Raw genomic sequence first — 15,484 nt, 5'->3', positions numbered from 1 at the left:
CGGGGCGCGCCGTTATCACGCCAGCCGGCTTCAGGTCAGCCTGGCTCAGCGAATCAGCGTGGACTTGCCGAACAGCGACTCGACCAGATCCACCGCCAACTTCGCAGTCTGGTTGCGCTTGTCATACGCCGGATTCAACTCGACGATATCCAGCGACGCCATCCGCCCGGTATCCGCGATCATCTCCATGCACAGCTGCGCCTCGCGGTAATTCGGGCCGCCGCGCACGGTGGTGCCGACGCCCGGCGCGATGCTGGGATCGAGGAAGTCGACATCAAAACTCACATGCAGATGGGTGTTCTCGTCGATGCCTGCCAGCGCCTCCTCCATCACGCGCTTGATGCCGACCTCGTCGATACGGCGCATGTCGTGCACCTGCATGTTCGCCCCGCGTACCAACCGCTTCTCGCCTTCGTCGACCGAGCGGATGCCGATGTAGCGGAACACATCCGGCGTAGTCGCCGGCGCGTGACCGCTGAGAGTGGTGAGCTCGGCTGGACCAGTACCGCACAGGCAAGCCACCGGCATGCCGTGGATATTCCCGGTCGGCGTAGCCTGCGCCGTGTTGAAATCGGTATGCGCATCCAGCCACAGCACGCGCAGCTGCTTCCCCTCGTCGTGGCAATGGCGGGCCACCGCCGAGACCGAGCCGATCGCCAGGCAATGATCGCCACCCAGCAGGATCGGCAAACGACCCGCCTGAAGCTCCTGATGAACAGCCGTATAGACGGCCGTATTCCATGCCACCACTTCATCCAGATGACGATAGCCATGCACAGGCGGCTGCCACGGATTGAGCGGCCCCTGCAGATTGCCGCGGTCAACCACGGTCAGTCCTCGGCGCTCCAGCTTTTCCGCCAGATTGGCCACCCGCAGCGCCTCCGGTCCCATCGCGGCACCGCGATGGCCGGCACCGATGTCAGTCGGCGCGCCGATCAGTGAAATGGTCTGTCTGCTCATATCGCTGTTTACCTGGCTGTGGCACGCCGACGGGCACGGCCACAGCCGTCACGCGCCGTCGATGTCGGTGCGGCGGCCAGTGAAAGGTGACTTCAAGCCACCGCTCCCAGGCGAATCGCCGGCGTCCGTGCGAGAAAGATATTCGCGACATGCAGCGTCACGAATTGGCCGAAGTTTACCGGAATGGCCTGGCCTACGCCGTTACGCAGCCTCTCGCACAGCGTCATGCTCCGTCAGCAGGCGGCTGTCGAATCGCGCCAATCACCTCGCGATTCGCACGTTCAAAACCAGCAGGAACCATATTCCGATCGGGATCGATGATTCTCGTCGCGCAACCGTGCTCGACCTGCTGTTGACCGCAGGTTCCCAGATCCGGGCACGAGCCGAGAGGGCGAATAGCATGGATACGCACCGACTACCGACACGAAGTATCGGCACGATGCACATGACCACTCTCCCGCCCAACACAGGACAAAGCTGATCTCGGCAGATCGAAGCGCACGGCCCCGGCTATCGCTATTTGCGACAACACGCACCGGAATCAAGGCGCTCGTTTAGTGGACTTCATCCCGACAACTACGCGCCAACTCATCTTCGCGGCGCGAGCGCGCACCCGAACTCCAAGACACCAGTTCGTCACGACGAACCGGCGCAACCATGGGTTTCGAATCACGCGCGATTTTTGCCACCAGCATCCCTGCAAACAGCGACACTCCACGCCAGAAGGCGGAATGTGCAAGAAGCGTTTGCATGTCATTACTCCCGACTGCCCCTGTGCAGCCGTTGAGTCGATCCTACAAGCTTTCACGCCGCGTGCACATAATTTTTTCTATTTAGAATCTTTTTCCATTCGGAAATCTTACCGCAGCCTGGCATGAACTTTGTGCGCAACAGGTTCGCAGACAGACCATGCGACCGAGGTGGGCTGGAAACAATCCCGGCGGCTGCGTGGCGTCGATACGGGATCGATGCCCGGACCACCGCTAGGCAGCACGCGTTACGGGCACTGACTCCGGTATGGCGTTAGCCCATCTGACAGAGGCTTTGTTGTTCCGGATGCGGCACCAAGCCGTACTTCGCGAGAATGACCGGCTCCGAATATTCGCCGCGATCAATATCCGCTTCTTGCGCATACACCAGCACGCCATCGCGTTGTCCGGCCAGCATCTCGCCGCGCGTGCGCGCCAACTGTTCCATGCCGTGAAGGATAGGTTTATCGGGAATGACATCCCCACCCATCTCGCAAAAACCCTGCACCACGTAAAGCATTCCCATGATGTGTCCTCGCACCTTCAGAGGATTTGAGCGTGAACAATTCGAAGTATATGGATCGCGATAATGGCGTTAAGTGTCTTGGGAACGGTTCAGACATGGCAGACGATGACGCATCGGTCCGATCCCGTGTCCGACCTGCCCCAAAACGACAAAGGCCGACCCGAAGGACGGCCTAAGCGCGTGACTACATGGTGCCGGCACCCGGATTCGAACTGGGGACCTACTGATTACAAATCAGTTGCTCTACCAACTGAGCTATGCCGGCGAAGGTCGGGGATTCTAGCAGGGCCGCAGGGCCGCGTGCTCAAAAACAGCCGGTGCTGTGTGAACCAATGCCGCTGACACGGACGCGGCTGCGCCAGTCGAAGCGGCTGCTGTCGGCAACCACCAGATCCAGCCAGTACTCGGGCACGCTTTCACTGCGCTCGCTCATGCGGGCAGGGAAGCCGGCGGCGACGATTTCATCGCGACGCTTGCGCGCATTCGCCGGATCCTTGAACAGGCCCAGCGAAATGGTATTGGGCTGATCGCCGGAACTGACCACGAAGTAATCGCCGATCTGATGCGCGCCAAGCTGCCGCGCCTGCTCCAGTGCTTGTGCGCGGCTGCCGGCGGCTGGCAGATACACCCACCAGCCACTGGTCTGACTGGCCTGCTCCTGGCGCGAGCGCATGCGGGTAGCCTGCGCGGTGAGCGCCTGGCGCGCATTGCGCAGATCCTGCGGGGTGGCGAACGGTCCCAGCGCCACGCAGCTGTAGCTGAGCACGCGTGGTGTCGTTGTCGGATCCGCTGCCGGTGCGGCCACTGTCGCCGACGTCGAGGCCGCCGGCGCGGTTTGCGGCAATTCCGACAGCAGACGCAATTCCGTCACCCCCGGATCGCTGGGACGGCCGCCGCGGGCATACGGCTGCCCCAGCAGCAACCACGCGCCCACTGCAATATTGAGCGCGCTCAAAAGCACAAACAGCAAACGCAGAAACATCGAACCCCCAGCAACCGGCAGCAGCCGCCATTCTAGATGGACAGCACCGTCGTCATGGTGTGTTGGCCCACACCGCCAGACCACGCAGTACACCGTCCTGGCTCAGCCGGACTGGTAGCGACAACAGCGACGCCAGGCGCGCTGCATCGCCGCCACCAAGGATAAGCGTCGGCGTGACACCGAGTCGCGGCGCCATCCGTGTGGCAAAGCGCTCGACCAGCGCGGCCGCCGCCTGCCAGCAGCCCGAGGCCACCGCATCGGCGGTGTTGTCGGCCAACTCCAGAATGTCGCCGGGCCGTTCCGGGCGTACACGGGCGGTCGCGTTCAGCAGCGATTGCTGCATCAGTTGCGGGCCCGGCGCGATCAGGCCGCCCAGATGCTGACCATCGGCGGCCAACGCGTCGAGCGTGAGTGCGGTGCCTGCACCGGCCACGACACAGGGCGCGTAACCTTCGGCATGTGCCGCGACCATTGCCAGGAAGCGATCCACGCCGAGCCGTTGCGGCTCGGCATACACGTTGCGCACGCCGCAGGCAATGGCTGGCGTGCGCAGCCAGCTTGGCGCGCAGGCAAACAAGCGTTCGATGACGCTTGCTACCTCTGCCTCGCGCATGGTGTCGACGACCGAAGCCGCGAGCACCGTCACTGGCCGTGGCAGGTCGGCCCAAGCTAATTCCAGCGCCGCTGTCATGTCCTGCTGCCAGTCGACTGCGCCACGCGCCAACCATCCGACTGGTTGCACCTGCAGGGCCCACTTCAGCCGCGTATTGCCCATGTCGAGCAGCAGCCTCATGCGCGGCGCACCGTGACATCCGCGCTGTCGATCTGGCGCACACTGCCATCGGCCATGCGCACCCGCAGCGCGCCACGCGCATCCACGCCAGCGCCGATGGCATCGAACGCGCCGTGTACGCCACTCAGCTGCAAAGGTTGATCGCACAGCAGATCATGCCGCGCATAGTCGTCGACGAAGCCGGCGAAACCGTCACGCTCGAATTGCCGCAGGCCCTCGACCAGCGCCTCGATCAGCACAGCGGCGGCACGGTTGCGGTCCGGTGGCGCGCCGCCGGCCAGCGTGGCCAGATCGCAGGCCGGCTGGCCGGCTTGGGCGTGCAACGCCGGGGTCAGTCGCAGGTTGAGGCCGATGCCGATGATTGCCGCGCACGGCCCCTGATATTCGCCACTGAGTTCGACCAGGATGCCGCTCAGCTTGCCGCCTGGACGTTCACCTGTGGCGATGGCCAGCACGTCGTTCGGCCATTTCAGGCCAGCTCCGTCGATGCCGAGATTCTCCAGCGCGCGCAGCACGATCACGCCCAGCGCCAGCGACAGGCCACTCAAGGCAGCAAAGCCCTGCTCGAAGCGCTTGAGGCAGGACAGATACAGGTTCATTCCCGGCGGTGACAGCCATTCGCGGCCACGCCGGCCGCGCCCGGCAGTCTGGGTTTCGGCCAGCACGATGCTGAAATCCTTGGCGGTGGCGCCGCGGCGCTGCAGTTCGCTGGAAGTGGAATCCAGCTCCCAATGCACTTCCAGCGCGCCCAGCGAACGCAGCATGGATGCCGGCAAGGCGGCACGGATCTGCGTGGCGTCCAGCATCTGCAACGGCCATGGCAGTCGATACCCGGCTGCGCCACGTGCCTCGATCGGCACGCCACGAGTGCGCAAGGCCTCGACCTGTTTCCAGATGGCCGCGCGGGTCACCCCCGCCTGCGCGGCGAGACCGGCGCCGGGAAGCGGCTCACCCGCGGCAAGCATCGCCAGCAACTGCGCGGGCTGCATCAGCCAGCCCCAAACGCAGAGGCCATCACCAACCGATGGGGATGAGGAAAGAGGTAGCGGGACAGGATGGACATCGTCGGATTTTAGCCCGGCTGGCCTGCCATGCGGCGCGCAGCGACTGTCAAAAACGGCAGCACTGGCACGGCGCCAGTGTTTCTGAGACGATCCAAGTCTTCGCTTGCGGGTCAGGGAGTTCGATCGCCATGCGTGCCACCCTTTGGTTTATCGGTTGCGCCTTGTGCATTGCCGGAATCGGCAGTGCCGCCGCGGCGAGTCTGGAAACCCAGGACGTGGACAGTTCCCCACACGCGACGATCGACAATGCCAGTCCGCGCGACAGCAACACCAGCAGCGGCGGTGATGCGCTGGGGCTGAATCGCGAATGCCCGTCGACCAGCAACAACTCAAGCAGCACGTCCAGCAATAGCAGCGATCGCTCCGGCGGCGGCTCCTCCGCACCGGCGCCAACCCGCCGGCCGCATCTGGGCTGGCAATCGTTGCTGCCTGGATCAATCCAGTAGCACTCGGCGTCATGCCCGGGCGTTGGTGGCATTCGCTGCGGGCTCGTTTCGAACCTGCGCCGATTGCCGACTCTCTATGGCGGCGCGCACTGACTGGCTGCCCACTGGCGCGCCGACTGGATTCCGAACGGCAAGATCAGTTGCGCCGACTGGCCACGCTGTTCCTCGCCCGCAAAAACTTTCATGCACTGGCCGGCGCCGTACTCGACGATTACTGGCGCTTGGTGATTGCCATGCAGGCCTGTCTGCCCGCCTTGCAGCAAGGCGCCGCCAGCCTGCGTGGCTGGCGCGAGATACTGATCTACCCAGGCGAGTTCAAGGTACGCCGCAGCCATCACGATGACCACACCGGTGTCGTCACCGTAGGCGATGAGGCGCGGATCGGCGAAGCGTGGGAACACGGCCCGCTGGTACTGTCGCTGGCCGATGTGCAACTGGACCTCGAACAGCCGTGGGACGGCTACAACGTGGTCGTGCACGAGATGGCGCACAAGCTGGACATGCTGGACGGCCCACCCGACGGCGTACCGCCGCTAGTCGACATTCCGCGGCGGCGCTGGATCGAACAATTCCAGCTCGCCTATGACCGACTGGCCAGCGCACCGCCGCACAGCCACGACAGCCCGATCGATCATTACGCCACCGAAAGCGCCAGCGAATATTTCGCCGTGGTCAGCGAACTGCACTACTCGCAGCCAGCGCTGCTGCGCGAGGCGGAACCGGCGGTCGCCGATCTGCTGCAAGCGTTCTATGGCCGCTCACCAGCCGCGGGTCGCGAGTCGCTTGGCTTCTGCGGTTCGCGCTGATCGTTCGAGAAGCAACTCAGCTCGCTGCCAGGCTCACGCTGAAGCGGGCACCGCCAAATTCCGGCGAACGATCGACCACCAGCTCGCCCTGATAGGCATGCACGATGTCCTGCACGATTGACAGGCCGATGCCATGGCCCTGCACCCGTTCGTCGCCGCGCACGCCACGCTGCAATACCTTCTCGATCTTCTCCGCGGCGATGCCCGGACCATCGTCTTCCACGCTCAGACTCAGACCCGGTCGCTGCCGGCCGGGTTGCGGCCGCATCTTCACCACCAGCAGCACGCGGTGACCGGCCCACTTGAACGCGTTCTCCAGCAGGTTGCCCATCAGCTCCAGCAGGTCGCCCTGCTCGCCGTAGAACACCGCACCGTCCTCGATGTCGAATTCGCACAGCACATTTTTGGTCGCATAGACCTTCTCCAGACTCTGCACCAGATCCTCGGCATGACCGGCGATCGGCACCGCGCTGGCGAAGGTCTGCCGGCCGGAGGTGGCGGCGCGCGAGAGCTGGTAGGCGACCAGCTCGTTCATCCGCCGCACCTGGTCCAGCACGCTGCTGCGCCGCGCCGGCTCGTCGCCGGTGGTCGATTCCAGCTGCGAGCGGATCACCGCCAGCGGCGTCTTCAAGCTGTGTGCCAGATCGGCCAGGGTGTGTCGATAACGCGTGCGCTGCTCGCGCTCGCTGGTGATGAAGGCGTTGATGCGTTCGGTCAGGCCGGTCAGTTCCAGCGGGTACTGGCTGTCCAGTTGCTCGCTGTCACCACTTTCGACCCGGCTCATGTCGCTGGCCACCTTGCGCAGCGGGGTCAGGCTCCAGCGCAGCAGCAGCAACTGCAGCACGATCAGCATTACGCCGAGGATCGACAGCCAGATCACCAGCGAGTGCCGGAACACCGCGTTCTGGTCCTCGAACTGATACTCGGTCTGCGCCACTGTCATGGTGAGTCGCACCGACTTGCCCTTCTCATCGGTATCGAGCGCCACGCCGTAGCTGTAGTAGTACAGCCGGCCCATGCGCGTATCGACCGGGCCGACGAACAGGCTCTGACCTGGCTCCAGCGGCTTCAGGAAACTGAAATCGCGGCCGACCGCCGACGACGACTCCCAGTGATACCCATAGTCACCCACGGCCACCGCGTACAAGCCGGAACCGGGATGCAGAAAATTCGGGTCGGGCAGCGTGTCGGCGGAGGGCGGCAGCAGTTTGTTGCCATAGCGATTGACTTCGGTATTGGTGATGTACGCAATAGCGAAGTTCTGCAGCCGATCATGCAACGCGCTCAGCGCGCGTTGCTTGTTCGCCTGCGACAGGGTCAACCCGACCAGGCCGAGGAAGCCGGCCAGCACGAAACCGGTGGCAATCGCCGCGCGCGCCGCCAATGAAAGCGGACGGCGCGGCGATTCCGGTTCATTCGTCGTCGCCGTCGGTGCGCGGGATGGCAAAGCGGTATCCGCGTCCACGTACCGTCTCGATGGGTTTGAGGGTGCCTTCCGGATCGAGCTTGCGGCGCAGGCGGCCGATGAACACTTCAAGCACGTTGGAATCGCGATCGAAATCCTGCTGGTAGATATGCTCGGTGAGGTCGGCCTTGGAGACCAGCTCGCCGGCGTGCAGCATCAGGTATTCCAGCACCTTGTATTCGTAGCTGGTGAGGTCGACCAGCTTGCCTTCCACCGTCACGGTTTGCGCGGTGGTGTCCAGCTTGATCATGCCGCAGGCCAGGATCGGCTTCGACCAGCCGCTGGCGCGGCGCACCAGCGCGTTGATCCGGGCCAGCAACTCCTCCACATGGAACGGCTTGACCAGGTAGTCGTCGGCGCCGTACTTCAGCCCCTCGACCTTGTCCTGCCAACTGCCGCGTGCGGTCAGGATCAGGATCGGATAACGCTGGCCGGCCTCGCGCAGGGCCTTGACCAGATCCATGCCGGACATCTTGGGCAGGCCCAGATCGATGATCGCGAGGTCGAACGGCACCTCGCGGCCGAGGTAGATGCCCTCCTCGCCATCCTGCGCTGCATCGACCGCAAAACCGTCCCGCTTCAGGCGTGCCGCCAGCGTCTCGCGCAACGGCGCCTCGTCCTCCACCAACAGGATGCGCATCAGTGTTTCTCCTTGCTGCCCGCGCGTTTCGCGGGCGGATTCTTGGTTGACTGACTGGAAGCGGGATTCTTGCTCGCTTCGGACGAAACCACCAACCTCTGCACATGCCCGTCCGGCGTGAGCACCTTGATGAGGTATTTCAGCTTGCGATCCACCCGGTGCGGCTCGGCCGACAATACTCGGCCACCGGTATCCTGCTGCACCTTGGCCACCGCCTGATCCAGCGTCAGTGTCGGCCCGGCCGATTGCGCCGAAGCCGTTGCCACGGCACCCATGAGCAGCCATATCAGCAGAGCAGGGATGAAGTTTTTGTGCGTTGTCATGCGTCGAAGATTCCGCCCGGCACCTGCCATGCCGTCTAGCCTAGGCAATCAGGGCTGAATACTGACCGGATGACCGTCTGCTGTCACGCCGCTGCCGAACTTGGCAGCAACGCCTGTTCGAGCAGACCCCAGCCCGCCCCCGGCAGATGCGCCCCTTCGCTGATCGTGCGGCGGAACGCGCGCGCGCCCGGTTCGCCTTGATACAAGCCCAGCAAGTGCCGGCTGATGTGCTTGAGCGCGGTGCCGCGCGCCAGCTCGGCCTCGACATAAGGTTGCATATGCCGCAGCACGTCGTCGCGCTGCGGCAGCGGCTCGCCGTACAGCGCCGTCTCGACCTGCGCCAGCAGGTACGGATCGTGGTACGCCGCGCGACCCAGCATCACGCCATCCAGCTGCGCGAGATGCGCCTGCACCTGTTCGACCGTGGTGATGCCGCCATTGATCACCACCACCAGCTGCGGAAACTCGCGCTTGAGCCGATAGACCCGCTCGTAATCCAGCGGCGGAATCTCGCGGTTCTCCTTCGGCGACAGTCCTTTGAGCCATGCCTTGCGCGCATGCACCATCAGTACCTCGACGCCGGCGTCCAGCATGATCTCGGTGAAGTGCTGCAGGCCGGCGTAGTCGTCCTGGTCGTCCACGCCAATACGGCACTTCACCGTGACGGGGATGCTGACCGCATCGCGCATCGCCTTCACGCAATCACCGACCAACGTGGGCTCGTACATCAGGCAGGCACCGAAACGGCCCGATTGCACCCGATCCGACGGACAACCCACGTTGAGGTTGATCTCGTCATAGCCCGCCTCGGCGCCAAAACGCGCCGCCTGCGCCAGTTCCTGCGGGTCGCTGCCGCCCAGTTGCAGTACCAGCGGATGCTCCTGCTGACTATGTTCCAGCAAGCGCATCTGCTTGCCGCGCACCAACGCCGCACTGGTCACCATTTCGGTATACAGCCGCGCCCGCGGCGACAGCAGCCGATGGAAGTAGCGGCAATGCCGATCGGTCCAGTCCATCATCGGCGCGACGCACACTTTATAGTCTTGTGTGTTCAATGAGTTATGCACGTTTTTCAAAGTCTGCGCTCGACGTGGCACAACGCCAGGTCATGCATTTCACGTCCATTAATTTCCGACTGCGTCACTGCGCATCCTCGGCAGCATGCCGTTCGGCACACGGGTCGGCACACTTGATGGCGACGCTTGTCCGGCGGGACAAGGGCGGGCGGATGCAGGTTCGCACACCACTGATTTACGGAAACTTCCTCAGCAAGACCACCGCCGGGCAACGAGCTCCTCCTGAAAGGAATGCTACCAGCCTGGCATTGGTGGGCGCCGTGGCGCCCACTGCATTCGACGAATGGACCCGTGTTGACAAACCACTCACCTGTCAACTGCGTCACAAAAGCGCAGGCTTTTCCCTGCAAGTTGGCATGAACTAACCAAATTTTGATCTTCCTGAAGATCGATTCGCTAGACTCGCCGCGCCAGTGATGTCCAGGTACGGTTTCTCTGGGCCAGTACCCTCAGTCTTGTTCCATAAAGGCTGGCTCGATCGGTTGTGCTGATGGATGGTCCGACATGGTTCGGCTGTCCACGCAGTATTCGCCATCTTCGCTGGTATTCCCAACGGTAGCTCCATTGCCACTCCTTTGCCTTGCTGCAGGGGAAGGCCGCCGTTTATGGACGATTTCCATTAGTGCTCGGACCCGCACGGGCAAAACCCATTCCGCAGGCTTTTCCACGGCGCCGTCTTCATGCCGTGGCAAACCACTTGCGTCACCGCAACTACTCCTAGACCGGGTAAAGGATCGCCCAAGTACGAGAATTTCAATCGATGACAAATCTTGCAACCGTCGCAAAGACCTTTCTGGCTCCACTTGCCGCATCCATCGCGCTCTATGCCGCCGCCGCACCGCTCGCTTCGAACGCGCATGCGCAGGCAGCGACAACGCTCAAGGCACCGATCTACGGCGTCACCCTGGATGACCTGTCCAACATCAATGCGATCGTCACGTCGCTGACCAAGCTGCCGTACAAGCCCACGGTCCGCGTGGTGTTCGACCCAGGCACCACCGCCGCCGAGTACTACCCCGCGCTGGTCAAGCTGCACACGGTGGCCAACGTGATGGGCGAGATCATGGACTCGTACTACTTCCCGACTGACATCAACACCTATACGGCGCGCACCAAGGAACTGGTCTACGGCCTGAACGGTACGGTCGACGTGTGGGAGATCGCCAACGAGATCAATGGCGAATGGCTGCGACCGAATCCGAACGGCAACAACACCACGGTCAACGCCCAGGAGACTGCCATCGGGCAGATGGTCGCCGCTGCCAACACGATCGTGAAGGGCGTTGGCGGCAAGACAGCCATCACGCTCTATTACAACGACGACAGCAAGGGCACCAATTGCTGGGAGAAGTCGCAGGATTACTGGAAGACCTGGCCCACCACCTTCCTGCCCGCCGCGGTGCGCCTGGGCGCCGACTACGCATTCTTCAGCTATTACCCGTACCAGGATTGCCCGGGACTGTCGCCCTCGTGGGAGACCGATTTCAGCGCACTGGGGAGCATCTTCCCGAACGCCAGGCTCGGCTTCGGCGAGATCGGCACGTCGAGCACCAGCGCGCCCACGTCGGTGCAGACCAACCTGATCAAGACGTACTACCCGATGGTCAACACCATCAAGAACCCGCGGTTTGTCGGTGGTTTCTTCTGGTGGAATTACGCCGAGCAAATGGTTCCGTACACCAAGGCGTACTGGACCACACTCAATCAGACGATTGCTCCGCTGAAAGTGCCGCAGTAAACCAGCGACCGCTCCATGCGATAGATCGGTTACCTTGCGCAATCGCTCTTGAAAATAGAAAAGCGCCTCCTGATGGAGGCGCTTTTTTTCTTTCGTGGCTAGCGCCGCAACACTCCCGCCATCTCAGGCAGGTAACCCAGCTCGAAGAAGACACTGTCGCCCCCACACGGGGTTCGTTGCGCCAATGCCGCACTCGCTTCGACAGCAGGCAAAGCCGCAGCAGTGAACGCCGCGTCCTTGCCGGTCTGGCGGAAGATTTCGTAGATAATCCCGTGCACATGCGGACTCGCACACTGGCTTACCGCCCCGAGATACAGCGCACGCACGCCGCCCTCCAGACCCTCGGCACTCGCGATACCCGCGCCGTCCTGCACCCAGACACGCACGCCACTGCGCTGAACGTCGCTGAGCAGCTCGGCATAGCGCGATGGCGTCATATTGCCTCTGAAGAACGAGGTTACGTAGACCGGCCGTTGTGCGATGCCATCCAGTTGGCGCCGCTCCGCGGCAAGGTAATGCTCCAACTGCTTGCGCGCGGCAGGACTGCGCCAGTGCATGTCGTCGATCTCGATCGGCAAATACCAGCCAGCAATCGCTTCGCCGCCAAGGTCGGCGCCCCAGCGTCGGGCGACCTCGGCGTTGTGGCGTAACAGCCCGGGCAGGTAGTCGTCCGGCACTGCCAGCTGCGTTTTTTGCAACGCCTCCACTTCCAGCCGATGAAAGAACGCAGGATCGTTGTAGAGCCCCAGCACGATACGCAAACCGGCAGCGTGTGCCTCGTGTACCCGCTGCAGCAACCATGCATGTCCGGCAGGGTCGCCGAACGCATCGCCGTCCTGGGTCCACTGCACCACCAGCGTATCGAAGCCACGCGCGCGCACTTGTGCAAACACCGATGGCCATTGCGCCTGCGCGACCTCGCGGTCGCGCAGCTGCGGCTGGTAGAAGATCGCCGTGGTCGCACCGGCCAACCATGGCACCCACAACAGCAGTGCTATCAGCCAGCACAGCGCAGACCTCACCACTGCGTCCTCGCGATCAGGAACACCGCATTGTTCTCGTGCAGATAACTGGTGAAGGCGTGCTGCCCTTCCACCGCGATGCTGAAGCGGTGCGGGTAGGCGTCGTAGCGGGTTTCGCCGTACCACAGGTTCCACTGCAGGCCGACGCCGAGGCGTGCGTCACGCGCATAGCCCGCGCCATGCGCACGGTCGATGCCGGTGTATTGCACATGGGCATAGGGCTCAATGGTCTGGCCGTCGATCAGTTTGCGCTGCCAGCCCAGCTGGTAGTCCACCGTGAACACGGTCTGCCTCGCACGCAGATAGCGGGCGATGTCGACGTAGAAGTTCTGGGTGAACCAACTTGGTCCGGTCGCGTGCCAGTCGTCGCTCAGCCGTGGACTGAAGGACCACGATCCGCTGGCTCGCAGCATGGTGTCGTTGCGGGTGTCGCGGCTGTTGCCGACGGGTGTTTGCTGCTCGATCGACAACACAACGTTCTGCGAAAGAAGCGGTTTCCAGTGCAGGCCCACGCCCAGCATTGGCGCATGCATCGGCCACACCGAGCCGCTGGCTCCGCTACCGGCGAACACGCGTGCGTAGGCGGCCAGCGTATTGGCATCGCCGCCGGTGAGATGCGGATCAAAGCGGTATTGCGCTTCGAGTTGCAGATAGCTGCGATAGGAAACGCCCGGCGCCGCCGTGTTGGCCGCCGAGGACACCGTATCGCCCAGGGTCATGTCGGCATTGAAGCGCCACTGGCGGCCGAGATCTTCGTGCAGGCGCCGCAGGGTATAGCGCTGCTGGTCCTCGTCTTCCTGCGCCGTGCTGTCGCTGCTCCCGGTGCCGGGGGCGTCGATGGGACCGAGCTGGTCGATCGCCAGCGCTGCATACGTGCGCGCCTGTGCGCTGTCGCCAAGCTGCTGATGCACGTACAGCAATTGCCGGGTCAAAGCCGGGTCGTCCGGGTTGGCCTGGTGCGCGCGCTCGAACTGCACCATCGCCTTGTCCGGCGCACCGACTTGCAGGTAGGCGTAGCCCAACGCGGCAGCCAGCTTGCTGTCGTTGGGCGCGAGCGCACTGGCACGCTGCAATGAAACCAGCGCCTGCTGCGCCTCGCCGGCCTGACTTTGCAAAGCCGCCAGGCGCGCGTAATAACGCGGATCGGGATGCATGGCCACGGCGTTTTCCAGATCCGCACGGGCCAGCGCCGGATCACGCGGATCGTCGGCTTGCGCGCGCAACCACCAATACGTGTGATCCCGTTGGCCGCCCTGCGCTGCATACGTATCCAGCCAGGAGCGCGCGACGGCCGGGTCGTCGACGGTGAGCGCGGTGGTCGCGGCGGCCAGCAAATCGGCCGACTGCATGTGCACCACCGGTATCGAACGCCAGACCTGCAAGGCCGTTGCATAGTCCTGCGCACTATAGGCCTGATAGGCCAATGCCCGAGTGGTGTCGCTGTCAGGCTTGCGCTTGTTGGCCTCGGCGTAAGCGTATTCGGCAAGACCGGGCCGGTCGTTGCCGTAGCAATCGCCGAGCTGCCGCCACTGTTCGGCGGAATAGTTCGGTGAGAGGTCAATCATCACCTGGCGGATGCCATCGCAATCGTGCAACGCGCCAAGGATGGCGACCTGCGCCATGCGCAGCGGCACGCTTTCCAGCGGCCGCCGCAGGCGTACGCGATCATCGGATGAAAACAACGCCGGCTGCTCGCCAGCCAGCACCGCCAGGCGAGAGAACAGGGCCGCCGAACCCGGGTTGCCGGCAAACGGGTACGCCGCCAACAGCAGTTGTTTTGCCTCACCACGCGCACCGGCCTCCATCAAGCGGTAGCTGAGCGGATCGAGCAGACGGTAGCCCTCCGGCTGGGCGATCAGTAGCTCGGCCTGCTGGCTGGCTTCGGCATACCGACCTTGCTGCAGATCCAGGCTGAAACGATCCTCGCGAAAGCTGCCATCCGGCAAGCGCGACAACATGCGTTGCGCCATCGCGCTGTCGCCGCGCGCCATCGCCAACGGCACCGAAAGCCGCGCCTGCAACACCGCGTTGGCGGGATAGCGCGAGGCATAACGGGCCAACAGCTCCGGTCGATCGTGCGCCACCGACGCGAGCAGATTCACCCATTGCCGCTCGTCTTTTTCGGTGGTGAATGCAGGTTGGCGGGACGCCATGTAGGCGGCCAGCCCTTTGCGATCGCTGTGGTTGGCGATGGCCTGAGCCATGGCCAGGTCCTGCGCCGGCGCATCCAGCCCGCCACGCGATTGCAGCTGACGCGCCGCATCCAGCTTGCCGAGCTGAAGCAGCAGATTGAACCATTGGCTGCGCTCATCGGCACTGAGCTTGTCGTTGGCATCCAGCTCAGCCAGTTGCGCGTCGGCGCGCTGACGGTCGCCGAGGTAAATCGCGCGCTGAACCAGTGCATGACGCAAGGAACGGCCTTCGGGACTGCGCGCGAAATCCGGGGCATCGAGTTCTGCCTGCGCCTTGGCCAGATTGCCCGCCTGCAAGTCGTCGAAGCCGCGCTGGGCGCGGCATACCGGCCTGCCGTCGCGACTGCAGTCCACCGCCGATGGCGCGGCAACGGATTGAGCGGCTCGCAGGCGTGGATCGTTCGGCGTGTAGCGATGTTGTTCGTCCAGCAACTTCTGCGCTTGCGCCGCGTGACCGAAATGCCGATAGGCCTCGACCAGATCCAGGGCGGTGTCGATACTCTGCGGTGCCAGCGCGCGTGCGCGCATGAACTCCGCCATCGCGACGCGCTCATCGCCGGCACGCATGGCCGCATAACCGGCCTGACGATGCGGATAGACCATGAACTGCCGGTAGCGGCTGCTGTCGGCGACCGGTTCCTGGCCTGCCGCATGGAGCGGCCACGCAGGTGCCATCACGAACAGCGCCATGGCACATCGGCT

General features: G+C 63.7%; 16 protein-coding genes and 1 tRNA gene. 4 read left to right on the top strand and 13 right to left on the bottom strand.

Annotation, left to right across the window (positions count from 1 at the left end; translation table 11 throughout):
* Positions 1-45: 45 nt before the first annotated feature.
* The 7 genes from rocF to IE071_RS00435 all read right to left on the bottom strand — a co-directional run bounded on the left by rocF (position 46) and on the right by IE071_RS00435 (position 4,999).
* Positions 46-960: an arginase gene (rocF, locus tag IE071_RS00465; protein WP_189439230.1), complete on the bottom strand. Its 915-nt coding sequence runs from the start codon at positions 958-960 to the stop codon at positions 46-48.
* 554 nt (positions 961-1,514) lie between these two features.
* Positions 1,515-1,712 carry a hypothetical protein gene (locus IE071_RS00460; protein ID WP_189439229.1) on the bottom strand — a complete coding sequence of 66 codons (198 nt, stop codon included), beginning with the start codon at positions 1,710-1,712 and terminating at the stop codon, positions 1,515-1,517.
* Positions 1,713-1,983: 271 nt separating this feature from the next.
* Complete coding sequence (locus IE071_RS00455; RefSeq protein WP_189439228.1) at positions 1,984-2,235, bottom strand: hypothetical protein; 252 nt, start codon at positions 2,233-2,235, stop codon at positions 1,984-1,986.
* Between the two features lie 189 nt (positions 2,236-2,424).
* Positions 2,425-2,500: transfer RNA gene (locus tag IE071_RS00450), tRNA-Thr, on the bottom strand.
* 39 nt (positions 2,501-2,539) lie between these two features.
* Complete coding sequence (locus IE071_RS00445; protein ID WP_189439227.1) at positions 2,540-3,217, bottom strand: SPOR domain-containing protein; 678 nt, start codon at positions 3,215-3,217, stop codon at positions 2,540-2,542.
* A gap of 52 nt (positions 3,218-3,269) precedes the next feature.
* Positions 3,270-4,010 carry a type III pantothenate kinase gene (locus tag IE071_RS00440; protein ID WP_189439226.1) on the bottom strand — a complete coding sequence of 247 codons (741 nt, stop codon included), beginning with the start codon at positions 4,008-4,010 and terminating at the stop codon, positions 3,270-3,272.
* The gene (locus IE071_RS00435; RefSeq protein ID WP_189439225.1) at positions 4,007-4,999 is read right to left on the bottom strand and encodes a biotin--[acetyl-CoA-carboxylase] ligase; all 993 of its coding nucleotides are present in this window, start codon (positions 4,997-4,999) and stop codon (positions 4,007-4,009) included. The genes IE071_RS00440 and IE071_RS00435 overlap by 4 nt, the downstream gene beginning before the upstream one ends.
* Positions 5,000-5,202: 203 nt before the next feature.
* On the opposite strand from IE071_RS00435, the gene IE071_RS00430 reads away from it, so the two are divergent.
* A complete protein-coding gene (locus IE071_RS00430) occupies positions 5,203-5,520 on the top strand; it encodes a hypothetical protein (RefSeq protein ID WP_189439224.1) in 318 nt (105 codons plus the stop codon).
* A gap of 11 nt (positions 5,521-5,531) precedes the next feature.
* Entirely contained in the window at positions 5,532-6,326 is a 795-nt protein-coding gene (locus tag IE071_RS00425; RefSeq protein ID WP_189439223.1) for a M90 family metallopeptidase, read from the top strand.
* A 16-nt stretch (positions 6,327-6,342) separates the two neighbouring features.
* On the opposite strand, the gene IE071_RS00420 is transcribed toward IE071_RS00425, so the two are convergent.
* Genes IE071_RS00420 through dusA form a run of 4 tightly spaced genes read right to left on the bottom strand, consistent with a single transcriptional unit; the run spans position 6,343 to position 9,821 of the window.
* On the bottom strand, positions 6,343-7,773 hold the full coding sequence (locus IE071_RS00420) for an ATP-binding protein (RefSeq protein WP_189439222.1): 1,431 nt from the start codon (positions 7,771-7,773) through the stop codon (positions 6,343-6,345).
* Positions 7,739-8,431, bottom strand: a complete 693-nt coding sequence (locus tag IE071_RS00415; RefSeq protein WP_077439428.1) for a response regulator transcription factor — start codon at positions 8,429-8,431, stop codon at positions 7,739-7,741. Before IE071_RS00415 ends, IE071_RS00420 begins: the two co-directional genes overlap by 35 nt.
* Positions 8,431-8,784 (bottom strand): PepSY domain-containing protein, encoded by a 354-nt coding sequence (locus IE071_RS00410; RefSeq protein WP_229792684.1) that lies wholly within the window; start codon positions 8,782-8,784, stop codon positions 8,431-8,433. The genes IE071_RS00415 and IE071_RS00410 overlap by 1 nt, the downstream gene beginning before the upstream one ends.
* A 53-nt stretch (positions 8,785-8,837) precedes the next feature.
* Positions 8,838-9,821: a tRNA dihydrouridine(20/20a) synthase DusA gene (gene dusA, locus IE071_RS00405; RefSeq protein ID WP_268244947.1), complete on the bottom strand. Its 984-nt coding sequence runs from the start codon at positions 9,819-9,821 to the stop codon at positions 8,838-8,840.
* A gap of 125 nt (positions 9,822-9,946) precedes the next feature.
* Here dusA and IE071_RS00400 point away from each other — a divergent pair, with 125 nt between their 5' ends.
* The gene (locus IE071_RS00400) at positions 9,947-10,195 is read left to right on the top strand and encodes a hypothetical protein (protein ID WP_189439220.1); all 249 of its coding nucleotides are present in this window, start codon (positions 9,947-9,949) and stop codon (positions 10,193-10,195) included.
* A 395-nt stretch (positions 10,196-10,590) separates the two neighbouring features.
* Positions 10,591-11,568, top strand: coding sequence for a hypothetical protein (locus IE071_RS00395; RefSeq protein WP_229792683.1), 978 nt, complete (start codon positions 10,591-10,593; stop codon positions 11,566-11,568).
* 98 nt (positions 11,569-11,666) lie between these two features.
* Here IE071_RS00395 and IE071_RS00390 read toward each other — a convergent pair whose 3' ends face one another.
* Positions 11,667-12,590, bottom strand: coding sequence for a DUF4434 domain-containing protein (locus IE071_RS00390; RefSeq protein WP_189439219.1), 924 nt, complete (start codon positions 12,588-12,590; stop codon positions 11,667-11,669).
* Positions 12,587-15,472, bottom strand: coding sequence for an NfrA family protein (locus IE071_RS00385; RefSeq protein WP_189439218.1), 2,886 nt, complete (start codon positions 15,470-15,472; stop codon positions 12,587-12,589). The genes IE071_RS00390 and IE071_RS00385 overlap by 4 nt, the downstream gene beginning before the upstream one ends.
* Positions 15,473-15,484: the final 12 nt, after the last annotated feature.

This window comes from Rhodanobacter panaciterrae (genome assembly GCF_014651895.1).
GTDB lineage: Bacteria > Pseudomonadota > Gammaproteobacteria > Xanthomonadales > Rhodanobacteraceae > Rhodanobacter > Rhodanobacter panaciterrae.
This window is presented reverse-complemented; position numbering and strand designations above follow the sequence as displayed.

What these genes read in the sequence shown, in the direction of transcription:
- IE071_RS00430 (WP_189439224.1), top strand. Translation starts at nt 5,203, where the DNA reads ATGCGTGCCACCCTTTGGTTTATCGGTTGCGCCTTGTGCATTGCCGGA.
- rocF (WP_189439230.1), bottom strand. Translation starts at nt 960, where the DNA reads ATGAGCAGACAGACCATTTCACTGATCGGCGCGCCGACTGACATCGGT.
- IE071_RS00425 (WP_189439223.1), top strand. Translation starts at nt 5,532, where the DNA reads ATGCCCGGGCGTTGGTGGCATTCGCTGCGGGCTCGTTTCGAACCTGCG.
- IE071_RS00400 (WP_189439220.1), top strand. Translation starts at nt 9,947, where the DNA reads ATGGCGACGCTTGTCCGGCGGGACAAGGGCGGGCGGATGCAGGTTCGC.
- IE071_RS00440 (WP_189439226.1), bottom strand. Translation starts at nt 4,010, where the DNA reads ATGAGGCTGCTGCTCGACATGGGCAATACGCGGCTGAAGTGGGCCCTG.
- IE071_RS00385 (WP_189439218.1), bottom strand. Translation starts at nt 15,472, where the DNA reads ATGGCGCTGTTCGTGATGGCACCTGCGTGGCCGCTCCATGCGGCAGGC.
- IE071_RS00435 (WP_189439225.1), bottom strand. Translation starts at nt 4,999, where the DNA reads ATGCAGCCCGCGCAGTTGCTGGCGATGCTTGCCGCGGGTGAGCCGCTT.
- IE071_RS00455 (WP_189439228.1), bottom strand. Translation starts at nt 2,235, where the DNA reads ATGGGAATGCTTTACGTGGTGCAGGGTTTTTGCGAGATGGGTGGGGAT.
- IE071_RS00415 (WP_077439428.1), bottom strand. Translation starts at nt 8,431, where the DNA reads ATGCGCATCCTGTTGGTGGAGGACGAGGCGCCGTTGCGCGAGACGCTG.
- IE071_RS00445 (WP_189439227.1), bottom strand. Translation starts at nt 3,217, where the DNA reads ATGTTTCTGCGTTTGCTGTTTGTGCTTTTGAGCGCGCTCAATATTGCA.
- IE071_RS00460 (WP_189439229.1), bottom strand. Translation starts at nt 1,712, where the DNA reads ATGCAAACGCTTCTTGCACATTCCGCCTTCTGGCGTGGAGTGTCGCTG.
- IE071_RS00410 (WP_229792684.1), bottom strand. Translation starts at nt 8,784, where the DNA reads ATGGCAGGTGCCGGGCGGAATCTTCGACGCATGACAACGCACAAAAAC.
- IE071_RS00395 (WP_229792683.1), top strand. Translation starts at nt 10,591, where the DNA reads ATGACAAATCTTGCAACCGTCGCAAAGACCTTTCTGGCTCCACTTGCC.